This is a genomic window from Gardnerella sp. c12Ub_1, from assembly GCF_055804375.1.
Genome location: NZ_JANUZC010000001.1, coordinates 135,737 through 157,749, shown reverse-complemented (window position 1 = coordinate 157,749; position 22,013 = coordinate 135,737). Strand labels below are relative to the sequence as shown.

The window sequence follows — 22,013 nt, the reverse complement described above, 5'->3', positions numbered from 1 at the left end:
CTATGTCTTTATTTTTTTGATAATTTTTTTAATCGACTAGTAAAAATGCTGTAAGCCGTAACTATATTTTTTGTAGTTTCTTTCTCACTTTGCATAGCAGGCCTACCTGTAAAATCACGCAATGTAGCATTTTCCAACATGCCTTTTGCTTCATTTATAAGTATGCTATGCAAAGTATTTCTCCATTGAGTACATCGTTCATTCATTAAATCTTTTGGTTTAATATTTGCTAACCATTCTCTAAACGGTTGATCAACTAAGAAATAAGCCTGACTAATGTACTTAGCAGAATATTTAGTTGCATCATCTTTATTTCTATTGCGTATTTCACATATGTCGAGAAGAAATTGCCTGTAAATAAATCCTATGGCAGATCTTGTATACTCGACTTCATTGTTAATTCTGTATACCCATCCATTGTCAGCATTATCAGTTACTACAACTTCATCAATATGCAAAGTATCGCATATTTCATCTGTAGGGACCCAAGATGTAGCATTGCCGTCATCTTTCATACTTATGGCTTGCAGTGAAATAGAAGAACCAGCAATATCATGTTTAATTTTGTTAAGCCATTCCATAATTCCCGGTTTGTGATTTTTTAGGATCCCATCATCTGATTCTTGCAACGTAAGTAACCCGAACGATCTCCACATAGATTCTTCTGCTCTATGCTTCCTGGGAGTGTATTTGTCCTTACTTTCACCTTCCTTGTTATACTGCCATACTGTCATTGGCTCAATAAAAGCATTTTTATGATTAATATCAGGAAGTTTCACTATAGAGACCGATATAGGCTTGTCAATGCTGGTATCAGGATTTATATATATTGCCCTACTCCATCGAGTGTAAAGCTGAGAAATATTGTCGATAAATGTTTCGTAAAATGAATTTTCAACATTTTCTGTTCCTGAATATTCCCAGCATGGCTTTTGTCTTTTCTCAGGAGATTGTATTTCACCAACAAGCACGCAGTTGAGCATAAGAGTTTCAAATAAATTGGCCCCTACTATCTCAATACCGCCGAGATCAAAAAGCCAACCTTTAGAAGCTTTATATTTTTCCGTACCAAAAATGGTCTTATCTGCCAATCCAGCATATGACTGTAAGGTAATAATCCATCTTGCTAATTGTGCTTCAGTAAGTGACGATTTATTATTATCAACATTATCTTTTGGAGAAAATACTGCAATTTTATTATTGCTTTCAGAAATCAATCGATTTATATTTTTACCAGATATCTCGCTAGGAGATTTACCACCAAGCTTTTTACTATCGATATCTTGTTTAAGTACTTGTAAAAAAGGATATTTGTCATCAAAAAGATAGAAACGATCATGCCATTGTTCTAAATATTTGAAGACTACATCTGGAAATTTTTTTGAATTCCAAACTTCGCGCCAAATATTCATTGTTTCTTCATTAAAATCCTCTTTATCCTCTTCATCTGAATCAAATTCACGAGAATTTCCTTGAATGTCATATCGAGAAAAAACAGTATGAAGTACAGCTAGAAGAATACGAAGTAATGCAAAATCTTGAGTTTTCATATCGCCAGCAAGAGCTTTATATTCAGATGCATTCTTAAACACATCTGTTATTGATACGAGTTTATTGTGGCCTTTTTCGTCTACAATGACGGAAATCCAAGGCTCATCCAATAAATTAAATCTGCTCACCTTTTAATTCCTTTCTGTCTTCTTCTGAACTCTTAATACATACAATACCACTTTTTTCAGAATACGCAACTCTGTATTTCGATAATTCGCAAATATTATTTTCATCGAATAGAAGCACCAAAGAGCCTCGCAGCCAAGGCTGATCATCCCAATTTTGGAATTGCTTTTGTTTTCGCATTCTTTCCAATTCTGCAATTGTTTCTTCAACACGATTGCTGTTTATCGTAAACATCCACGGCAATCCTACTGTCTCTTGAGCAAGTTTCATTGCAACTTCCACATCATCAATATTTTGTGAAATATCTTTACAATCATGGAAAGTTCCATAGCCGGATCCAACTCTTTTAACAGCAATAACTTCTATAGATTCACCGCTATTACGAACTTGAGCATGTGCAAATTCATCAGACTCTTTTACAATTGGATTCTCCAACAAGCCAACAATAGATTTTTTACCGATTTCTGTTTTTGGATTTTCAATTCTATATGTTTCAGCATTACTTTCATTGTTATTTCTGTCTGAATCATATTCTCTTTTTGCAGCAACATAAGCATCTGTCAAATCTTCTTGTAACTCTAAAGGATTATCACCATAAACTATTTGTACTAATCGAGAAATATCTTGAGGCATGTTTATAACATCTGGCAAATAGTATTGAGTCCTCATAAGTAAATATTTACTGTAAATAGACTCAGAGCCTTTATCAAATTCATACCGCTCACTGGTTCCCAACACATATAAAATTGGTTCTTTAAGAGAATCTGGGCGCTCTATAGTATGCCTTTGTAATCTGCCAGCACGTTGAAGTAATAAATCTATAGGAGCAAGATCAGTAAACAAAACATCAAAATCAATATCAAGTGACTGTTCTAATACTTGCGTACCAATAATTATTGCACGAGCAGGTCTATGGGCATTCTTGCCAATCATATTGCAAATCTGTTGTTCTTTTCTAACTCTATCCGTAGCAATAAATTGCGAATGAATAACTATCACTTCTTCATCACTAAACTCATCAACGCAAGCATTATAAATTTCTTGAGCTCTCTTAACGGTGTTTACTATAATCCCAGCAATACCTCCATTATTTAATAAAGATTTAAGCTCACTAACAAGTGATTCATGTAAGTTATCGTCTGTTATTTTTCTTACAGAAACAGATTTATTGTCACTAGCATCATTTTCAATAAATTTTTGTTTTACACAGTTTTTATCACTGTATGTGATTAAAGGATAACCATTTGTTTCAAAATCAACATTAGACTTATCACATTCACTCCATTTAAATCCCAACCCGCGCAACAGATAAGATTTTATAAGTTCTTTTCTACGCTTTGCAGGCAAGGTGGCAGAAAGCAATACTACAGGAACACCATATGCTGCCATCCAAATAAGAGATTCTTCAAGATACTTATTCATATAAGCGTCATACGCGTGCACTTCGTCAATAATTACAACTTTTTTACTTAAACCCAAATGACGAAGCATAAGATGTTTTTGTTTTAGCGAAGCTAACAAAAATTGATCTACTGTACCAACTACAAAATCATCCAACATTGCTGTTTTTCGCCCAGTAAACCAATCATTAAGTATTACTCCATTATTATTCGCATCATTATTACTAGAACTACTCTCACAACCATCATTCATATTTTGCATTCCACGCGGCAAATGCGCATAATCTGCATTCAGTTCAGATTTACCATGAACTAAACGTAAACCAATTTCACCCTGAAAATCACAATTCACACTTTTAAGCCAATTCTCAACTCGCCTAAACATTCCGTTAGAAGTGGCTTGAGTAGGAAGACCGAAAAATACTCCGCTTCTTCCAGTTAGATTTGCCAATTGCTCAGCAGCAATCAAAGAAGCTTCTGTTTTACCTGAACCCATCGCTGATTCAAGAATAAAAATTCCAGGTTCTTCGCAATTAGAAATAACGTCGTGCAACGCTATCTGAACATCATTCGGCAAGAAACCAAAACGATGTTTATATATTTGCGAAATATCGCTATAACAATTTAATGATTCCCATACATCTTTAGAACCATGTTGTAACCACTTGTCCCAGCCTCTTCTATATCTTTCTTCATGATTTTCTATTAAATCTTTTTCTATTGAAATAAGCGGAAAATAGTTTTCATTACTAGCAATCCAATCAGCCATAATAACTAATCCACACAATAAAACTTGTGCTGGCTCACTTATTTCAGGAAGATTATCTACATTAGAAAAATCATTCCTTTCTAAAGCCCAATCCAAAATATCATTCTGCATTTTTTTCCATAATTTACTATTCTCACTTTCAGTTTCACTTTGATAGTAATGGTCAGCATATGAAGACTCATTATGTTCATAAACGTAATTATTATCTAAAGGCTTACCATGATGAGCGCCAACGATTCCACAAATCCCTTCAGGAACTCCAGCATTAGAAAGAATAGCTTGACCTGTTATAGTGTGATGACTACTTGACCAATCTGTTGTCTTAAGAATAAAATCATCAATATTTGTGAAACCAACAGCAGCTAACTTATTTTTTAACGCAATATCTAAATCTTTTGAATTTGAATACGATTTGCGAAACTGAAAAACAGGAGTAGCTTTACCAATATCATGTATGCAACCTAAAAATTGAGATAATTTTTTTGCATCAACATGTTTACTTAATGAGGATTCAATCAATCTTCGCTGACCATCACTAAGCCAATGATTCCATAATTGGCCAATAATATTTCCAGTATCTTCAAGATGTTGAGCAAGAGGAAGCCATTGCATTACTCCATTAACTTCTCTCTTTTTACCCCATAATGCAGGATTAACAATATGATTACATCTCATACCTACTATCCCCTTAATCTACAATGATTACTAAATAATGGTAAATATACTCTTAATAAAAGTTTTAAGGAAGATTGTATTGAATATTTATTTATAATTATCTGAGCTTCAAACATATTACATGCATTTGAAGCTCAGATAATGCCTCGCCAATGCGAGAAAGACGATAGAACACGAAACACAGAAGGATCACACCCGCGCATGCGGGAAAGACTATCAAAAGCGATTATACATCAACAACATTGTTATTGTGGTTCTTGTACTGGTTATTCGGATTAGGGGTTATAGGCCAAAAAGTGTGTAAGAAATCATGCCTTAGACCTTGCAATACAAGCGTTTTGCGGTAATCGAATCTGTTTTCTGCGCATTCGCCACCTGGACAAAAAGTGTGTAAAAAATAAGCTCATAAGCCTTATGGCAGTAGGGCTCGTGGTATATCGAATGTGGGTTATTCTTCATTTGTATGAATAACCCACTATGCAATAACTGTCATCATAAAATGAGCAAGAATGGTCACACCAATGCTGGCACTACTAGATACCGTTGTACTAACTGTGGGGCTTCTAAAAGTAGGGCGTATGATAAACAATCAAACGATTTAACAGTTGGCTTAAATTGGCTTTTATCTAATAAGACTCAGGATAAGTATTCATACGATTTCTCAGCCCGTACCTTAAGACGTAAGAATAAGCTTTTATGGGACTTATGGCCGCAAGTACCATTTGTAGACAAAGTTTATGATTACATTCACGTTGATGGTATTCATTTAGGACGTAAATCTGTAGTACAAGTAATTATCAAAAAGCCAAGCTGACTAATTCTATTTCCAGAATATTCATCAGCTTAGCTTTACACACTTTTCGGCCTATAACCACTCTATCTGTGGATAGAGGGGTTCAACTATTAAACATTAATCTTTTCGTTTACTTACTTGAAGCAAAACACCAATCGCAACTAATACACTTCCAATCAATACTAAGCTACTAACGGTCGTTCCTGTCCGCGGTAAAGTGGCTTTGTGCTGTGGCTGCGACTTTGGCTGCGGCTGTGACTCTTGCTGTGGATTTGATTTTGTTTTTTCTTTTACTGTTACTGTCGCTTGTTTTGTTGCAGTTGCTCCTTTGCTATCTGCTACTTTATATGTAATTTTATATGTGCCGACTTTGTTATTGTCAAAACCACCTTTATCTACTATTTCTACTTTTTCTTTTAAGTCGCCGTCTTCTTTGTCTGTTGCACTTATTATTAGTGTTTTTAGATCTAAATCTTCTCCTACCATTATTTCTTTGTCAGCTACTTCTAATTGAGGTGCTTCGTCTAGGGTAGATAGAGGTTTTATGCTAGTAAATTTCCATGTTCCTGTGAATGTTAAATCTTTATCTTCTACTGTTTGCTCTTCAGTATCATATCCTAGGAATGTCCATTTCCCTCCGTCTACTGATATTTCTTTTTGCGTTGGGTCAGCTGGAGTTATTTTTTCGCCTTTTTTATATGTATTTTCATTTTTTGGCAGTAAGTTTGTAACTTTGTCTGGTAATTTTTTGTCATCTTTTGAGTTGAAATTATAGCTTACTTTATGTTTTAATAAAGCATTAAAGTCTACAGTTATTCTTGTTTTTTTATCATTACTATCCAAAAGACTAACTGTAAATTCCTGATTTTCTTTTTCGTTATAGTATGGCTCTGTTAATTTTTTTGCTTTTAAAACATAACTACCTGGTTCTAAATAAAGAAGATTATTTGTTTCGTAATAGCCTTGATCGTTTATTGTATTTTTTTTCATCATTTTTTCTATAGAATTTATAGTATCTTCTTTTTCATTCGCACGAGAATAATTAGGTTTAATAGCAGATTTAACTAAAACCTCTTTATTATCTTCCACACGGTAAAGATCAAAACTATTATCTAAAGATGTTTTTTTATCTTCTTTAAATTGACGAACAACAATTTCTGTTGGCATGGCGCGATAAGTGACATAATAATGTTTTGTAGTCAACATATTTCTATCGTTATCATAGCCATAAGTTAAATAATGATTGCCTTTTTCTTTCGTTGTAGCGTCATCTTTTTTAAATTCTTTTGTTTTTGGCTTATCTATATCATTATCACAGTAAATATATCCCGGAATTGTTTTTGCTTTTAACTGATCTAAAGTAGGTCTTTTTATTGAACTTTTTTCATCACCATCATATGACAATAAAGGAGTGGACAAATCGGCACTATAGACTGGATTATTTCCAAAGAAAGCTTTATCTGTTTTAACAATGTTAAGCATATCTTTTAGATCAAGCTTTTTAAAAGCTTCATTAGAAAAAGAATTTTTATCTCTTTCACTTCTTTCTTTTAGAGGTGAAGATAATTTTTGGTTTGTTAATTTTCTATAACTACTATCATCTACAAAGTGAAAATCTGCATCTACAGAAGTTACAAAAAATTTAAATATAGTATTTCCTTCTCCATATCTATCTACATAAAAAACTTGTGAGAGTGCATCGTCATTTTTAGTTGTTTGATAGCTAACTCTAACAAATGCACGAGTTTGCTTTGGATTTACTTTAAATTTAGTTTCCTCTGTTAAATTTTCTCCAAGGACTTTTTTATTTACCGAAAGAGAAAATGGCGTTTCGGCATATTTACCGTCATTAAAAGAAATTTTATTGCCTTCTTCTAAGGTGTTAAAAGCGTGATAAACTGCTCCAACTTGTGCTCTTGCACTCTCTACATTTCTTTTTGGTAAAAATATAAAGTAATCAACTGTTCCATCTTGTGGATACCAATCTACAAATCTCCATCCTATTAATGTTAATTGTTTGGTATCTTTTCCTTTTGGGTTAAAGTCTTTTCCTTTTGGAGTGAAATAAATTTTTACTTTATCGTCTTTTTCTGCTTCAGCTTTTTGCAATTCTTCATTTGAAAAAACTTCTGGATAGAGATTTTCTGATGTTTTTTCAGTCATTAAATCATAATATCCATCATCATCTTTAGTTAAAGGATTAGTTTTGTTTGCAGAACCTGCGGTACGGCTACTTTCTGAGCCATTCCTTAAATCATTATCTTTACCCACCATGTCAGCGTGAGCAAGTGTCGCTTGAGATAGAGCCATTCCAGAGAACAAAATTCCAACCACCACAACTACCACCACAGCAGAAACGAAATGTTGTCCGAACTTACGCAAACTATAACGATTAACTTTCTCAGGTTGCATAAGATAGCCTCTTTTTCTCAATTAATTAATCAATCACTTTTGATAACAACCATTATAAAAAAAAACGCGGCATAAGCCGCGTGTATCGTGCGCCAGACAGGATTCGAACCTGCAACCTTCTGATCCGTAGTCAGATGCTCTAATCCGTTGGGCTACTGGCGCATGTTCTCCAAAAACTTGGAACTTTAACTTTCCGTTGTTTTTGGCAACTTGACTAATATACAACCATCTTTACAAAAATACAAACCCTGGCGTGTCGCCATCGCCAGGGTCTGCATCTAAAACACAAGAATCTAAAACATAAAATCCTTAAGACCTATGCTCCAGAACCTCGTCTACCATACCGTATTCTTTAGCTTGAGGAGCTGTAAGAATAGTATCTACCTCAATATCTTTACGAATACGATCAACACTTTGGCCAGTGTGCTTTGCAAGAGTGGATTCCAACCATTCACGCAAACGCAACATTTCCTTAGCCTGAAGCTCTATCTCTGTAGCCTTGCCAAAATCTTGACCCATTGCAGGCTGATGAATAAGCACGCGAGCATTTGGCAAAATCATACGCTTACCAGCAGCGCCAGCAGCAAGCAAAATCGCAGCAGCCGAAGCAGCTTGACCCAAACACACCGTCTGAACATCTGGCTTAATGTATTGCATGGTATCGTAAATGGCCGTCATAGCCGTCATAGAACCGCCTGGAGAGTTAATGTACATCATTACATCTCTGCTTGGATCCATGCTTTCGAGAACCAAAAGCTGAGCCATAATGTCATCAGCAGAAGTGTCGTCAACCTGAACACCCATAAAAATAATGCGATCTTCAAAAAGCTTAGTGTATGGATCTTGCGTTTTCATACCATAAGGAGTCTGCTCGCCAAATTGAGGCAAAACATAACGATTCGTAAACACACCACTGGTCTGACCGAATCCACCCAAACGCTTAGCGCGAGCAACAAACTTTGCTTCTTCACTTGCCATTAAAATCACTCCTCCCCACGCATAGAAGCTGGAGTGGTAACAATCTTATCTACAAAGCCATACTCCAAAGCCTGCTGAGCAGTAAACCAATGATCATACTCGTTGTCTCGGTAGATCTCTTCAACCGTATGACCAGTCTGCTGAGCCGTTAGCTCAGCGAGAGTTTTCTTCATATCCATAATAAGTTCAGCATTAATACGCACGTCTGTAGCAGTGCCACCAACACCGCCAGAAGGCTGGTGCATTAGCACGCGAGCGTGAGACGTAATAAAACGCTTACCAGGCGTGCCAGAACTCAGCAAGAACTGACCCATAGAAGCAGCCATGCCAACAGCAATCGTAGCAACATCTGGCTCAATAAGCTGCATAGTGTCGTAAATAGCCATTCCAGCGGTAATAGAACCACCTGGCGAATTAATATAAAGCCAAATATCTTTCTTAGGATCTTGCGCAGCTAGCATAAGCATCTGAGCGCAAATAATATTGGCATTTTCATCCTTGACTTCAGAGCCAAGCCAAATAATACGATCTTTTAAGAGTTGATTAAAAATCGAATCCGTTGGATTTTGTGGCTCCCCTTCTTGCATAACGGGAGAAGCCGTAAACAGATCAGTCACCTTATCTCCTTACAAACATTTTGAATATATCTAGACTATCGTGTGCGTGTGACCGCAAAACAAGAATGCGAAGTAAAACGCTTAACGCAATTAGACACACAACTAGATACACAATTAGACACAATCACTGCAAATAGCATAAGACAAAGTAATGTAAACGGTGCGTTTACTAATTCCGCAACTAAAAGCCACGCCATAATCGGAGCTTTTCTAGAAGACGCAAGTAAAGAAGCAGCACCAATAATAGATACAGAAATTGCGGAAACTTGCGAAATGTCAAAAACTTGCGAAAGCGCCGTTGTTGAAAAAATAGCGTATAAAATCACGCCAAAGCAAGCGCCAGTTGAAATACTCGGTTGCAAAACGCCTCCAGAAGCACCATAGCGCAAAACAAGCAAAGTAGCAGCCATTTTAATTAGCGCAAGAAGCAACAAAATAATCATAATATGCGAGTTTTCTGCCATATACGGAAAGCTAGCTACAGAAAACGCAAGTTGGCAAAGCGACCTACCATTCCCCATAATATGCGGAAACCAACAAGCTGCAACACCAATAACTAAGCCAGCTACAGGCATAAAACACAGCATTTGTATACCACGCAAAGCATGAGTTCTACACCAAATAATACCCAAGCGAAAAACGTAACCAACTAAGCCGCACACTGCACCAACAACAACAGTTAAAACGCAAATTTGCCAAGAAATCACGCAAGAAAATTGCGAAATATTGTAATATCTAGAATGATGCAATAAAAACTCAACAACAAACGCAGCAACATAATTCATAACAAGAGCAAAAGGCAAGCAATGCAAACGCTCCGAGCGCGCAATATTTTTAAGTGCATTAACTATTACAGAGCCATTTTCGCGATTTAGCCACGCATAAAAACCAAAACCTTGAGTTTTACTAAGCAAACCTAAAGAAAGCACGGTGCCAGCTAAAGGCGCGTGGTACACTGCAGCCAAGCCAGCACCTGCAGCAGACGCAACTAGTATACGCTGAGTTTTAACAGACACATTAAAAATACTGCTGCAACGCTGAGCAATCATTGCAGCTAATTCTCTAGGAGCTACTTCCCTTCCGATTGAAATTCCAGAGCCAACAATGCCGATTTGTAATAAAACATGTGCAATAGTAGAAAAAATTGGCATTCTACTGCCACTAACGGCTTGTGGAATAGTAAAGATTCGAGGAGGATTCTCCTTCTTTCGCAAAAAATACCAAGCTAGTGAAGCAATAGTCATAGCAATTGTGCAAGATAGCACGTAGCGATACCAAGGAAGACCTAAAAATACAGTATTTTCAGCAGATTCAATTGAGCCAAAAGCAAGGTATTGTACAGCGTAAAAAATAAGCGTAAGAACTGTTGCTCCTAGGGCAACAAGAACGCCAAGAACAACCGAAGATGCAATAAAACGCGCTACTAGAATTGCAAAACTAAATAATTTGCAAGATTTGCAGAATTTGCCAAACTTGTCAAACTTGCCAAACTTGCAACAAGATTCATGCTTAGTTTTAGCACTACTATCCATAATGTCTCGCAATTCTTAAGATTTCTCTGTAACCTTGTAGTCCTGTAATTCTATAACCCTGTAATTATCGTAATTATTTAATTAGATATAGGTAAGACCCAGCTTAATTAAATATAAGTAAGACCCAGCAGAGTTATGCTCTACTAGGTCTTAAATAACAAGATTATTAGAAGATTCTAATTTAGAAGATTCTAACTACTTTTCAGCAGCAAGCTCGTCGGCAACAGCTGCAGCAGCAGAAGCAGCCTTAACGCTTTCGTCTTCTGGCTCTTCATCTTCCGACAAGAAAGCACTTAAATCAAGAGCTTCTCCGCCAGCAACAAACTTTACAGCACGCATACCAGCAAGCAAGCCCTTAGAGCGAGCAACTTCTTGAACAGCAGAACCAAGCTGACCATTGCGAACAATAGCGTTAATAAACTGGCTTGGATCCATTCCGTACTGTTGAGCAACAGAAACCAAGAAGTTGGTAACGTCTGCTTGAGAAACAGAAACGTCGAGGCTTTCTGCCAAAGCGTCGAGAACCATTTGGTCGCGAAGCTCCTTTTCTGCAGCCTTTTCAGCCTCGTCCTTTTGCTCTTTAGTAGCCTTTTCTGGGTCTGGAGTCATGCCCTTAAGATGCTCGGCAACAGCCTTATCTTTAACACCCTTTGGCACAGGAATTTCAACTTCTTCCTGAATCTTAGCAATAAAGGCATCGCGAGCAAGAGTTGCCTGGCGACCTTCATTTGCTTGCTCCAAAGACTTACGAACGTCTTCCTTAAGTTCCTTCAAGGTGTCGAACTCAGATGCTTCCTTAGCAAACTCATCGTCAAGCTTTGGCAATTCTTGAGCCTTAACGGAGTTAACCTTTACCTTAACCTGAGCCTTCTTGCCTTGGTTCTTTCCAGCCTCAAGAGTGCCTTCAAAAGTGGTTTCTTCTCCAGCGGAAAGACCTTCCAAAGCCTCATCCAAACCATCAAGCATGGTGTTGGAACCAAGCTCGTAGCTTACGCCATTTTGAGAATCGGCAACTTCGTCGTTAATCTTAGCTTCCAAATCGATGTTTGCAAAATCACCCTTCTTAGCTGGGCGATCAACACCAACAAGAGTGCCAAAACGTGCGCGCAAAGCCTCAAGACGAGCCTTAACATCGCTATCTTTAACTTCTGGCTTCTCTACTTCGATTTCTACACCCTTAAACTTGTTAAGCTTGAACTCTGGGCGACGCTCAACAGTTGCAACAAACTTAAGCTTAAGTTCGTCTTTAGCAGATTCTGGGACTTCCTGAACATCAAATTCTGGCTGATCCATTGGGCGAATCTTCTTTTCTTCCAAAGCCTTAGAATAAAGCTCTGGAACAGCAGAATTTACAGCTTCACCGGCAACAGCTCCGAAGCCAACTCGCTGATCTACAATCTTGCCTGGTACGTGTCCCTTACGGAAACCTGGCACGTTGATTTGCTTTGCGATCTCTTTACGAGCCTGATCCATAAATGGCTCAAAATCTTCGAGATCTGCGGTAATGGTGAGCTTAACCTTAGTTGGCTCAAGATTCCTGACGCTGATTTTCACGCTTGCGCTCCTGAAATTACGTTTTCTAGCTTCTGCCATATGGCACAACCGTTACATAATAGCGCGAGTTACGGACTCAGCAATTAAATCGCTTTGCCACGTTCTTGCACCCTGCTCTACAAGAAACTCCTTAACATCAATATGCTCAATATTATCTTGCCAACAAAGATTGCGAATAATTTGCGGTTTAATAATGATTTCCGTAGGCGTGTGCGTATCTTCTGCAATCTTGATTAAAGACTGCTTTACATTTTGTAAGCGCTCATATCTTTTGGGATGATGATCACGCCAATACTTCATAGATCGTGGAGCTGCTTGCGATTCTTGTGCGTCGCTAGAATCAACAGAATCGCCAGCATCCGCAGAATTGCCAGTATCGCCAAAATCGCCAGCATCGTTGTAATTGCCATATTTACTACTTGAATCATCAAGCTTAGAAACAATAGCAACTTCCCCACTTTTAGCGCGACTAATCGCGTCTTCTATAACAGCTTTCCACACATTTGGCTTGATTTTGCGCTGAATCGGAGCATAGCGTTCAAACATCTTGTCTTGCTCGCTGCCCGTGTGAATCCTAACACGTTCGTTAAGAATGCGAATTGAGCGAAACTCCCTAGAATTACTTGGTTTTCGCTTTCCTGCTTCAATAATCGCAGCATCCGAAAGCAATAGAGTTGGCGCAATATCGTATTGACAAGCAAGCTCATCTCGCTTTTGCCAAAGCTCTTTTGCAATCATTAAGCCGATTTTATCGTGCATAAGAACGCTTATATGAGATATTCTAAGCCAAGGATTTGGGTGAGGAGCCTTCTTTTGCGCACCTTTACTTAATAAGTGTGCAAACTCTTGATTTGCCCATAAAAGCTTGCCTTGCTTCTTTAACTCACCGCTCATTACTTCTTCTAATTCGATTAGCAATTCAACGTCTAAAGCCGCGTAATTTCGCCAATCTCTAGGAAGAGGTCTATATGACCAATCCGCTGCAGAATGTTCTTTTGCAAGAGTCAATCCCAAATAATATTCAGTTACAGAGCTTAATCCAAAGCGCTTTCTACCAAGCAATTTAGCTGCGATTTCTGTATCAAATAAAGCACGCGGACGCAAACCAATATCGAAAAATCCTGGCAAATCTTGCATAGAATCGTGAATAATCCAAGGCGCGTCTCCTACTGCCTCATTAAATTCATGCCAATCAACGCCAAGTTTTCCTAAAGCTATTGGGTCCAGCAATCCAATTCCTGCACCTTTGCGTTTGAACTGAATCAGCCAATCTTCGTGACCATATCTAAAACCAGATGCGCGCTCTGCATCTGCAGCCAAAGGCCCCGACCCTGCTGCCAACAAATTACAATATTCTTTATATGCTTCAAGCGTATCAATGACTTCTGGAACTCCTTCTCTAGGCTCTTTTAAAAGCTTTGGTTCCTTATTCAAGAACGCCTCCCGATTGTACGCTTTAGCCAAATTCTTACGCTTTTTGCATCTTACTTTGTAATGCTTGAATATTATTTTGCAAAACATCCGTAAAACATTCTATAGAATATTGCGCAAGATATATTTAAGCCGTGTTATAGATTATGCATCTTTTAACACGGCTTCAACTTTCGCACACAACTACGACTAATCAAAAATAAATAATCAATTAAATAATCATTCTGTTTTATTGTTTGATTCTTATTGAGTTATGCGCTTAACAAGTTTAGTTTTAAGGAATCTAGTAAGAGTAAATGCGACTGCCGAAACTAAAACTGTTGGGATAACGTAGAGAGCATGTAAACCTAAATCTCTTATTGGGAAAGTGGCAAGTTCTGTAGCAATGGTTATAGCAACAGATATTATTGGCACTTCAATAAGAGGTTTTTCATCGAAAGCTGCAACTATATTTACCGGCAGCAAGATTATCGGCAAAACAATTAAAATAATAATCGCTGTGCCAAAGCCAAACTGATCGTTACACCGTGCAAAAATAGCTAACGCTAATGCAAAAGCTAATGCAATCCAACAACCTATTCTGCGCTTCATTGCGTATCCTTTCTCTAAAAAAGGTTATTTGTATAATTATACAAAATCCTTTAAAAAAAAAAACAATAAAATACGCAAAATTTCCCTAAATTACAATTACAGCTTTGACGCAGTCTAAATGCAGTCTAGTACACTACAAAACCGTGGTCTTTGAACTGGTTTACAACTCGCTCTTTAAGCGCCTTAGAAGGTCCTTTTTGATTCTCAAGAGGGTACGGAATCCTAAGCTCATGCCACTTTGGGCGGCCTAGTTGATGGAAGCCAAGCACGTCAATATGCTCAACAGCATCACCAAACGAATCGCAAATCTCAGCAACTTTTTCAACATTTTCTTCACTGTCTGTAAGACCTGGAACAAGCACAAAACGCACCCAAATCTTCTTACCAGCCTTCGCCAAGCGCTGACCAAAGTCAATAGTTGGCTGAAGCAAGCCGCCAGTTACTTTTTTATACGTTTCTTCAGTTCCGGATTTAACGTCAAGAAGGCAAAGATCAATGTCGTCAATCATTTCGTCTGTATAATTGCGATTCAAAAAGCCAGAAGTATCTAAGCAAGTATGCACGCCCATCTCTTTTGCTGCACGAAAAACCCTAGATACAAAAGCTGGTTGCATCATAGATTCTCCGCCAGAAAATGTGATTCCGCCGCCTGTTGCCTTAAAAAGACTTTGATAACGGTCTACTTTTTTAATCATTGCATCTAAGTAGACTGGCTTGCCGTCGCGCATTTTCCAAGTATCAGGATTTTGGCAATATTGGCAACGAAGCGGGCAACCACTCATAAACACTGTCATACGAGTGCCAGGGCCATCAACAGAAGTATTGATATCCCAAGAATGCACAAATCCAATATCGCCAGTTTTAAGAGCGACTAAGCGGTCTTTTCTGTCTAATCCAATTGGAGATTCAAAACCAGAAAGACCACCCATTAAAGTTTGTCGGGCATACTCTTTTGACTCCTTTAACATGTGCTGAGTCGTAGTGCGAAAAGCTGTGTTTTCAACCATTTACATGCCCTCCTATAACCGTCTTTGGTAATCTTTAAGTCTATTTTATTTGAAAAGCCGCCAGGAGCAAAACCATGCTCACTCCCGGCGGCACTCATAAATCAATCAGAATCAGTCAGTAACTGAACCCTGGTGGAATGTACGAGAAATAACGTCGAGCTGCTGCTCCTTAGTGAGCTTTACAAAGTTCACTGCGTAGCCAGAAACACGAACCGTAAGATGTGGGTACTTTTCTGGGTGCTCAACAGCGTCTTCAAGCTGTTCCTTACGCAAAACGTTGATGTTTGCGTGGTACAAGCCGTGGCCGTTGCCAGCGTCCAAAATACCAACAAGGTTGCTAATGCGCTCGCCTTCATCTCTACCCAAACCATCTGGAGTAATGGTGTTAGTCAAAGAGATGCCATCGAGAGCATCGTCATAGTCAATCTTGCCAACAGAGAACATGGATGGAAGCATGCCGTGCGAATCCATACCATTTTCTGGGTTTGCACCTGGAGCGTAAGGAGTGCCCTTCTTGTGGCCAGATGGGAAGGAACCAGTGTTCTTGCCGTACTCAACGTTAGAAGTAATAGTCAAGATGGACTGAGTTGGAACAGCATTACGGTATACAGGCAAACGCTTTACCTGACCCATAACAGTGCTTACAACCCACTTTGCCAAGTCATCAGCACGATCATCATCGTTACCGTAGATTGGGAACTCGCCAACCGTCTTGTAGCCAACGATTAAGTCGTCGTCTGCGCCTTCGATGTACTCATACTCATGACCTTCAGTGGTCTTAGCATCCTTGTTGTAGATTGGGTAAACCTTTGCATACTTTAGAGCAGCCAAGGAATCTGCAGCAATAGACAAGCCAGACATACCGCATCCGAGTGTACGATAGACTTCCCTATCGTGCAAAGCCATCTCAATGGACTCGTACGCGTACTTATCGTGCATGTAGTGGATTATGTTCAAAGCCTCAATGTAGGTTTCGGAAAGCCATTCCAAAGCCTTCTCGTAGTTGGCCTTAACCTTCTCGTAGTCAAGAGTTCCATCAGCTTCTGGCTTGATTGGGTCAATAACACCCTTATCAATAACCTGCATGCCAGTCATTTCATCGCGGCCACCGTTAATCGCGTAGAGCAAAGCCTTTGCGGAGTTAACGCGTGCAGCGAAGAACTGCATTTGCTTACCAACGCGCATTGGGGAAACGCAGCAAGCAATAGCAGCGTCATCGCCCCAGTGCTCACGAATATCTTTATCGGACTCGTACTGAATTGCAGAAGTGTCGATAGAGATTCGTGCGCAGAAACGCTTGTAGGCTTCTGGAAGCTTTGGATCCCAGAAAATAGTGATGTTTGGCTCTGGACCAGGACCTAGATGCTCAAGAGTCAAAGTGTTGAGCAAACGGAACGAAGTCTTAGTAACAAAGGTACGGCCATCATCGCTGAAGCCTGCATCGGACCAAGTTGCCCAGTATGGATCTCCAGAGAAGATTGCGTCGTAATCCTTAGTACGCAAGAAGCGCACAATACGAAGCTTCATAACCAATGCATCAATGATTTCCTGAGCGTCGGTTTCGTTGATTAATCCAGCCTTCAAATCGCGCTCAAAGTAGCAATCGAAGAATGCGGAAACACGGCCGAAGCTCATTGCAGCGCCATCCTGGCTCTTAACAGAAGCAAGATAGCCCATGTAAGTCCACTGAACAGCTTCCTTAGCGGTTTGAGCTGGGCGGCTCAAATCCAAGCCATACTCGTTGCCCAAGTTAATAAGCTGCTTCAAAGCCTTGATTTGCTCATCGTGCTCTTCGCGGAAGCGAATCCAATGCTCAATCTCGGTCTCAGTAAAGTCGTTGCGGTATGGAATCGAATCCTTATCGCGCTTCTTGAACTCAATAAGCATGTTTACGCCGTAAAGAGCCACACGACGATAATCACCGATAATACGACCACGGCCATAAGCGTCTGGCAAACCAGTCAAAATCTTGTTGTGGCGAGCAATCTTAATATTCTTGGTGTAAACACCAAACACGCCATCGTTATGAGTCTTGCGATAAACGGTGAAAATCTTCTTGATTTCTGGATCTACTTCCTTGCCAGCTTCCTTAATGGCCTGCTCAACCATTCGCCAACCGCCGTTTGGCATCATAGCACGCTTGCAAGGTTCGTCGGTTTGAAGACCTACGATTACGTTATCTACTTCTGGGCTTTCAATGTAGCCTGCTGGCATTGCGTCAATTCCTGCTGGAATATGTGTTTCAACGTCGTATACGCGGCGCTCGCGCTCGACAGCCAAGTAGTTGTCGTCGAGGTACTTCCACATATGCTTAGTTTTTTCGGTGGCGTCTGCCAAGAAAGTCTCATCACCCTCGTATGGAGTGTAATTCTTTAGGATAAAGTCACGAACGTCAATATCTTTTTCCCAATTGCCGCTTGTAAATCCATCCCACGCTTTTGCACGAAGATCCTCTTCGCTGAGAACGGATGCATCCACTGATGCCATATTTGACTCCTTTCGTATCCACGACGCTTCTTCACGTCGCCTTCTCTACTATGTTAGAGCAATGTTTAAACAGTACACGTCGATTTTTGGCATTTTTAACGTGAGTTACCTCACATTTTACTGTTTTTTAGCTTATTTTTAATAAAAATGCTAGTTTGAATCCTCAAACTAGCACATATACAACGCGTAGCGAACGGGCGGTTGCTTGCGACTTTTCCCAAGCTTCACCAATCCGTTCCCAGCCTCCGCCTATTCCCTAAACGCCGTTGTTACTGGAATTCGCCTATCTCTGCCAAACGCAATCGCACTAACTTTTGGCCCTAACGGATACTGCCTACGCTTCCATTCTGCGCGGTCTACAAGCCGAATAACTGTATCAACTGTGCGCTCATCAAAACCGTCTGCAAGCAAATCCGCCCTGCCGTGAGCAAGCTCGATATGAGCCTCTAACACTTTGTCTAGCAAATCGTATTCTGGCAAAGAATCCGAGTCCTTTTGCCCTGGCCTAAGCTCGGCACTTGGAGGCTTAACAATAGAGTTTACAGGTATAAGAATGCCATCTTTTGGAGCATTTTCTTTAGGATTATTTTCTTTAGAAAAATCTTCACTGCCAGCAATAGGCAACATTCCAAGACCTACGCCATTTTTAGCAGCGCGATTACGCCATCTAGAAAGCGCCCAAACGCGAGTCTTAAACAAATCTTTAATAGGAGCATACCCACCTACCGCATCTCCATAAATCGTAGAATAACCACATGCAAGCTCCGACTTATTGCCAGTAGCTAAAGCCAGCAAACCTTTTGAATTAGAGTACGCCATAACAATCACGCCTCTAACTCGCGCTTGCAAATTTTCTGCAGCAACACCTTGCAAATCAAGCTGATTTTGGAATGACTTAAAAAGCGGCTCAATAGGCTGAATATCGTAATGTGCTCCAAGGCGCTTAGCTAAATCGCAAGCATCGTCTTTAGAACCAAGCGAAGAATACATGCTTGGCATTGAAATTCCCCAAACGTTTTGCCCTCCGCAAGCATCCGCCGCCATAGTTGCAACTAGCGCAGAGTCGATTCCGCCAGAAAGTCCTAAGCAAACTCCCTTAAAGCCATTTTTACGCATGTAATCTCTAAGTCCTAAAACGCATGCGCAATAAACTTCTTCGTCTGGGTCTAATTTTTGAGCAATCGTCGAGCACTTTTGCACATCTAAATCTGTATTAAAATCAACAAAACTTAAGTCTTGATCAAACATCTTAGAACGCTCAATCAAAGACCCGTCTGCATTTACTACAAAGCTGCCGCCATCAAAAACAAGATCGTCTTGAGCACCAACTTGATTTACATAAACAAGCGGAGCATCAACCTCTTTTGCACGCTTTTGAGCCAGTTTTAATCGAATATCCGTTTTGCCTTCTTCGTATGGAGAACCGTTGATTGTTACTAGAACATCAATACCCTCTTTAGAAAGACGCGCAACTGGGCCGCCATCTTGCCAAATATCTTCGCAAATCGCAAATCCTAATTTTGCGCCTTTAACGTTTAGAATTCCGCAATCGTTTCCAGAAGAGAAAATTCTAAATTCGTCAAAAACGCCATAATTTGGCAAAAAATGTTTGTCGTAAACAAGTGCCACTTTTCCGTTGTTAATAACAAGCAAGCGATTTCTTGGCTTACCTAACTCATCGTCTACACCAACCGTTCCAACAACAACGTATAAGTCACCTAATCCGCTATCTTTTAAGCTTTTTGCAAGACTATAAGCGGCATTATTAGCTGCTTTTCTAAATGTTGCACGCAAAGCAAGGTCTTCGATTGGATACCCAGTTAGTGTCATTTCTGGAAACACAACAATATCGGCGTTTCCCCTACTTGCGTCTTTGCAAAATCGCAATATTTCATCCGTATTTTTGCTTATGTTTCCAACGCAAGTGTCAATTTGAGCTAAAGCTAAACGCAAAGAAGTCATGTTTTTATTATAAGCCATGTTGAATAAGCCATGTTGAATAAGCCATGTTGAATAAGCCATGTTGCAATAAAACGTTTTAGCTTTGCAAATAGAACAATCGCAAAACGCCAATCGTAGAAAAATCGCAAAAAACAAAAAATCAAGCCCTAAATGCAAAAAATAATTGTTGATTATCTTATTGATTTTATTAGCTTTACTAACTCGTCATAAATTATACAAATAGAAAATAGGTAGCGAAGAGGCTGCAAAATCGCATATATTGATATTCCGTTGCTAAGAAACAAAATAATCAACTAGCAAAAAACATTAAAGGACAAGGGGAAAAACATGAAAATCACAAAAAAGAACACAAAGATTATTGCAGCTTTTACAGCACTAACTGCGATTTTGGGTCTTTCGCTAAGCGCATGCGGATCTTCTGCAAATGGAGCAACTAAAGACGATAAGGTGATTAAGGTTGCAGCTTCCCCAACTCCTCACAGCGATATTTTGAATAAAGTAGTTAAGCCGATTTTGCAAAAGCAAGGCTATAAGTTGGTTGTTAAGGAATTTACTGATTACGTTCAGCCAAATACTGCTGTAGAAGAAGGCGAAGCAGACGCAAACTACCATCAGCATTTGCCATACTTAGATAACTTTAATAAAGAAAGAGGAACGCATATTATTTCTATTGCTGGAATCCACTTTGAGCCATTTGGACTTTACCCAGGAAAGACTAAAACAATTAAGGACTTAAAAGATGGCGCAACAGTTGCTGTTCCTAGCGATCCAACCAACGAAGCTCGCGCACTTCTTCTTTTGCAAGACGCAGGTCTTCTTAAGCTAAAGAATCCAAAGGATGTTAACTCAACCAAGAAGGATATTGTTTCTAATCCAAAGAATCTAAAGTTTAAGGAAATAGACGCCTCTTTGGTTCCAACAGTCGTTAAAGACGTTGATTTAGCTGCTCTAAACGGAAACTACGCTATTCAAGCTGGATTTAACCCAACTAAAGATCCTCTTACAAGCGAAAAAGTTGGAGGCGTAGCCGCTAAGACATACGAAAACATTATTGCTGTTAAGAAGGGCTCCGAAAAACTTGCTAAAATCAAGGCTCTTATTAAGGCACTAAAAACCGACGCAGTTCGTGATTTTATAAATAAAAACTACAACGGCGCTGTTCTTCCAGTGTTTTAACGTGATTACAGCGTTTAATCGCAAATAAAAAAAAAGAGACATGTGCCTCTAAAAAAACTAGAGGCACGTGCCTCATATTTGTTTTATAATTCGTTTTACAATTCGTTCTACAATCGGTGGAAAAATGATTCAGATTGAACATCTTTATAAGACTTATTCAAGCGGCAAAACTAAACACGAAGCGCTTAAAGACATTAATTTGACTATTGAATCGGGAGAAGTCTTTGGAATTTTAGGTTCTTCGGGAGCTGGAAAGTCTTCGCTAGTTAGATGCATAAACCTTCTAGAAAGACCTACGAGCGGAAAAGTTGTAATAGACGGAAAAGATATTACAGACGCTAAAAATCGCGATTTATCTAATATCAGGTCAAATATTGGCATGATTTTCCAAAACTTTAGTCTTTTTCAGCAGCGAACTGTATTGCAAAATGTGACTTTTCCTTTGGAACTAAACCACACGAATAAGAACGAACGAGAAGAGCGAGCAAAATATTTGCTTGACTTAGTTGGATTAAAAGATTTAGCAAACCGCTACCCTATTCAGCTTTCTGGCGGCCAGCAGCAACGTGTTGCTATTGCGCGAGCGCTTGCTAACAATCCTTCGATAATGCTTTGTGACGAAGCTACAAGCGCGTTGGATTCAACAACTACAGCGCAAATACTTGACTTGCTTAGAAGAATTAACCGAGATCTTAACGTTACATTGGTTATTATTACTCACTCTCTTGCAGTTGCACGCAATATTTGCGATAGAGTTGCAATGATTGATGGCGGAAAAATCGTAGAAATCGGCGATACTTCAACGCTTTTTAAGAATCCGCAAAGCAATATTCTAAAAACACTTATTGCAAACGAAAATGTTGAAAATCATAGAGATAACAGCAAAAACATCAGCAATAACACAAACAACAGCGATAACATCGAAAACAGCAAAAACAGCGAGGTGAAATAA

Annotated in this window: 14 protein-coding genes, 1 tRNA gene and 1 pseudogene; 3 read left to right on the top strand and 13 right to left on the bottom strand. The window is 39.2% G+C overall.

Annotated elements, in window-relative coordinates; genetic code table 11:
• Positions 1-8: 8 nt before the first annotated feature.
• Positions 9-1,679: a type I-E CRISPR-associated protein Cse1/CasA gene (gene casA, locus NYP65_RS00640; RefSeq protein WP_004574565.1), complete on the bottom strand. Its 1,671-nt coding sequence runs from the start codon at positions 1,677-1,679 to the stop codon at positions 9-11.
• Positions 1,666-4,521, bottom strand: coding sequence for a CRISPR-associated helicase Cas3' (gene cas3 / locus NYP65_RS00635; RefSeq protein ID WP_115761638.1), 2,856 nt, complete (start codon positions 4,519-4,521; stop codon positions 1,666-1,668). The genes casA and cas3 overlap by 14 nt, the downstream gene beginning before the upstream one ends.
• Positions 4,522-4,984: 463 nt before the next feature.
• Between cas3 and NYP65_RS00630 the strand changes: the two are divergent.
• Positions 4,985-5,314: pseudogene (locus tag NYP65_RS00630) on the top strand (transposase-like zinc-binding domain-containing protein); the annotation flags it as partial.
• Between the two features lie 117 nt (positions 5,315-5,431).
• Here the strand turns inward: NYP65_RS00630 and NYP65_RS00625 are convergent.
• From NYP65_RS00625 to NYP65_RS00575, 11 genes are all read right to left on the bottom strand, one after another.
• Positions 5,432-7,726: an SHIRT domain-containing protein gene (locus tag NYP65_RS00625; protein WP_473410466.1), complete on the bottom strand. Its 2,295-nt coding sequence runs from the start codon at positions 7,724-7,726 to the stop codon at positions 5,432-5,434.
• Positions 7,727-7,814: 88 nt separating this feature from the next.
• Positions 7,815-7,888: transfer RNA gene (locus NYP65_RS00620), tRNA-Arg, on the bottom strand.
• 147 nt (positions 7,889-8,035) lie between these two features.
• Positions 8,036-8,704 (bottom strand): ATP-dependent Clp protease proteolytic subunit, encoded by a 669-nt coding sequence (locus NYP65_RS00615; RefSeq protein ID WP_004132142.1) that lies wholly within the window; start codon positions 8,702-8,704, stop codon positions 8,036-8,038.
• A 5-nt stretch (positions 8,705-8,709) separates the two neighbouring features.
• Entirely contained in the window at positions 8,710-9,321 is a 612-nt protein-coding gene (locus tag NYP65_RS00610) for an ATP-dependent Clp protease proteolytic subunit (RefSeq protein WP_032813113.1), read from the bottom strand.
• 35 nt (positions 9,322-9,356) lie between these two features.
• Positions 9,357-10,853: a chloride channel protein gene (locus tag NYP65_RS00605; RefSeq protein WP_473410465.1), complete on the bottom strand. Its 1,497-nt coding sequence runs from the start codon at positions 10,851-10,853 to the stop codon at positions 9,357-9,359.
• A gap of 195 nt (positions 10,854-11,048) precedes the next feature.
• Positions 11,049-12,407: a trigger factor gene (tig, locus tag NYP65_RS00600; protein WP_032819412.1), complete on the bottom strand. Its 1,359-nt coding sequence runs from the start codon at positions 12,405-12,407 to the stop codon at positions 11,049-11,051.
• 51 nt (positions 12,408-12,458) lie between these two features.
• The gene (locus NYP65_RS00595) at positions 12,459-13,841 is read right to left on the bottom strand and encodes an HRDC domain-containing protein (protein WP_473410464.1); all 1,383 of its coding nucleotides are present in this window, start codon (positions 13,839-13,841) and stop codon (positions 12,459-12,461) included.
• A gap of 240 nt (positions 13,842-14,081) precedes the next feature.
• Positions 14,082-14,429 carry a hypothetical protein gene (locus tag NYP65_RS00590; RefSeq protein WP_473410463.1) on the bottom strand — a complete coding sequence of 116 codons (348 nt, stop codon included), beginning with the start codon at positions 14,427-14,429 and terminating at the stop codon, positions 14,082-14,084.
• 125 nt (positions 14,430-14,554) lie between these two features.
• On the bottom strand, positions 14,555-15,436 hold the full coding sequence (gene pflA / locus NYP65_RS00585; RefSeq protein ID WP_473410462.1) for a pyruvate formate-lyase-activating protein: 882 nt from the start codon (positions 15,434-15,436) through the stop codon (positions 14,555-14,557).
• A gap of 111 nt (positions 15,437-15,547) precedes the next feature.
• On the bottom strand, positions 15,548-17,923 hold the full coding sequence (locus NYP65_RS00580; protein WP_020757917.1) for a formate acetyltransferase: 2,376 nt from the start codon (positions 17,921-17,923) through the stop codon (positions 15,548-15,550).
• A 249-nt stretch (positions 17,924-18,172) separates the two neighbouring features.
• Positions 18,173-19,885, bottom strand: coding sequence for an NAD+ synthase (locus NYP65_RS00575; RefSeq protein WP_004132135.1), 1,713 nt, complete (start codon positions 19,883-19,885; stop codon positions 18,173-18,175).
• 327 nt (positions 19,886-20,212) lie between these two features.
• Between NYP65_RS00575 and NYP65_RS00570 the strand changes: the two genes are divergently transcribed.
• Both NYP65_RS00570 and NYP65_RS00565 read left to right on the top strand, forming a co-directional pair.
• Positions 20,213-21,061, top strand: a complete 849-nt coding sequence (locus NYP65_RS00570) for a MetQ/NlpA family ABC transporter substrate-binding protein (RefSeq protein ID WP_004132134.1) — start codon at positions 20,213-20,215, stop codon at positions 21,059-21,061.
• 124 nt (positions 21,062-21,185) lie between these two features.
• On the top strand, positions 21,186-22,013 hold the full coding sequence (locus NYP65_RS00565; protein WP_004574580.1) for a methionine ABC transporter ATP-binding protein: 828 nt from the start codon (positions 21,186-21,188) through the stop codon (positions 22,011-22,013).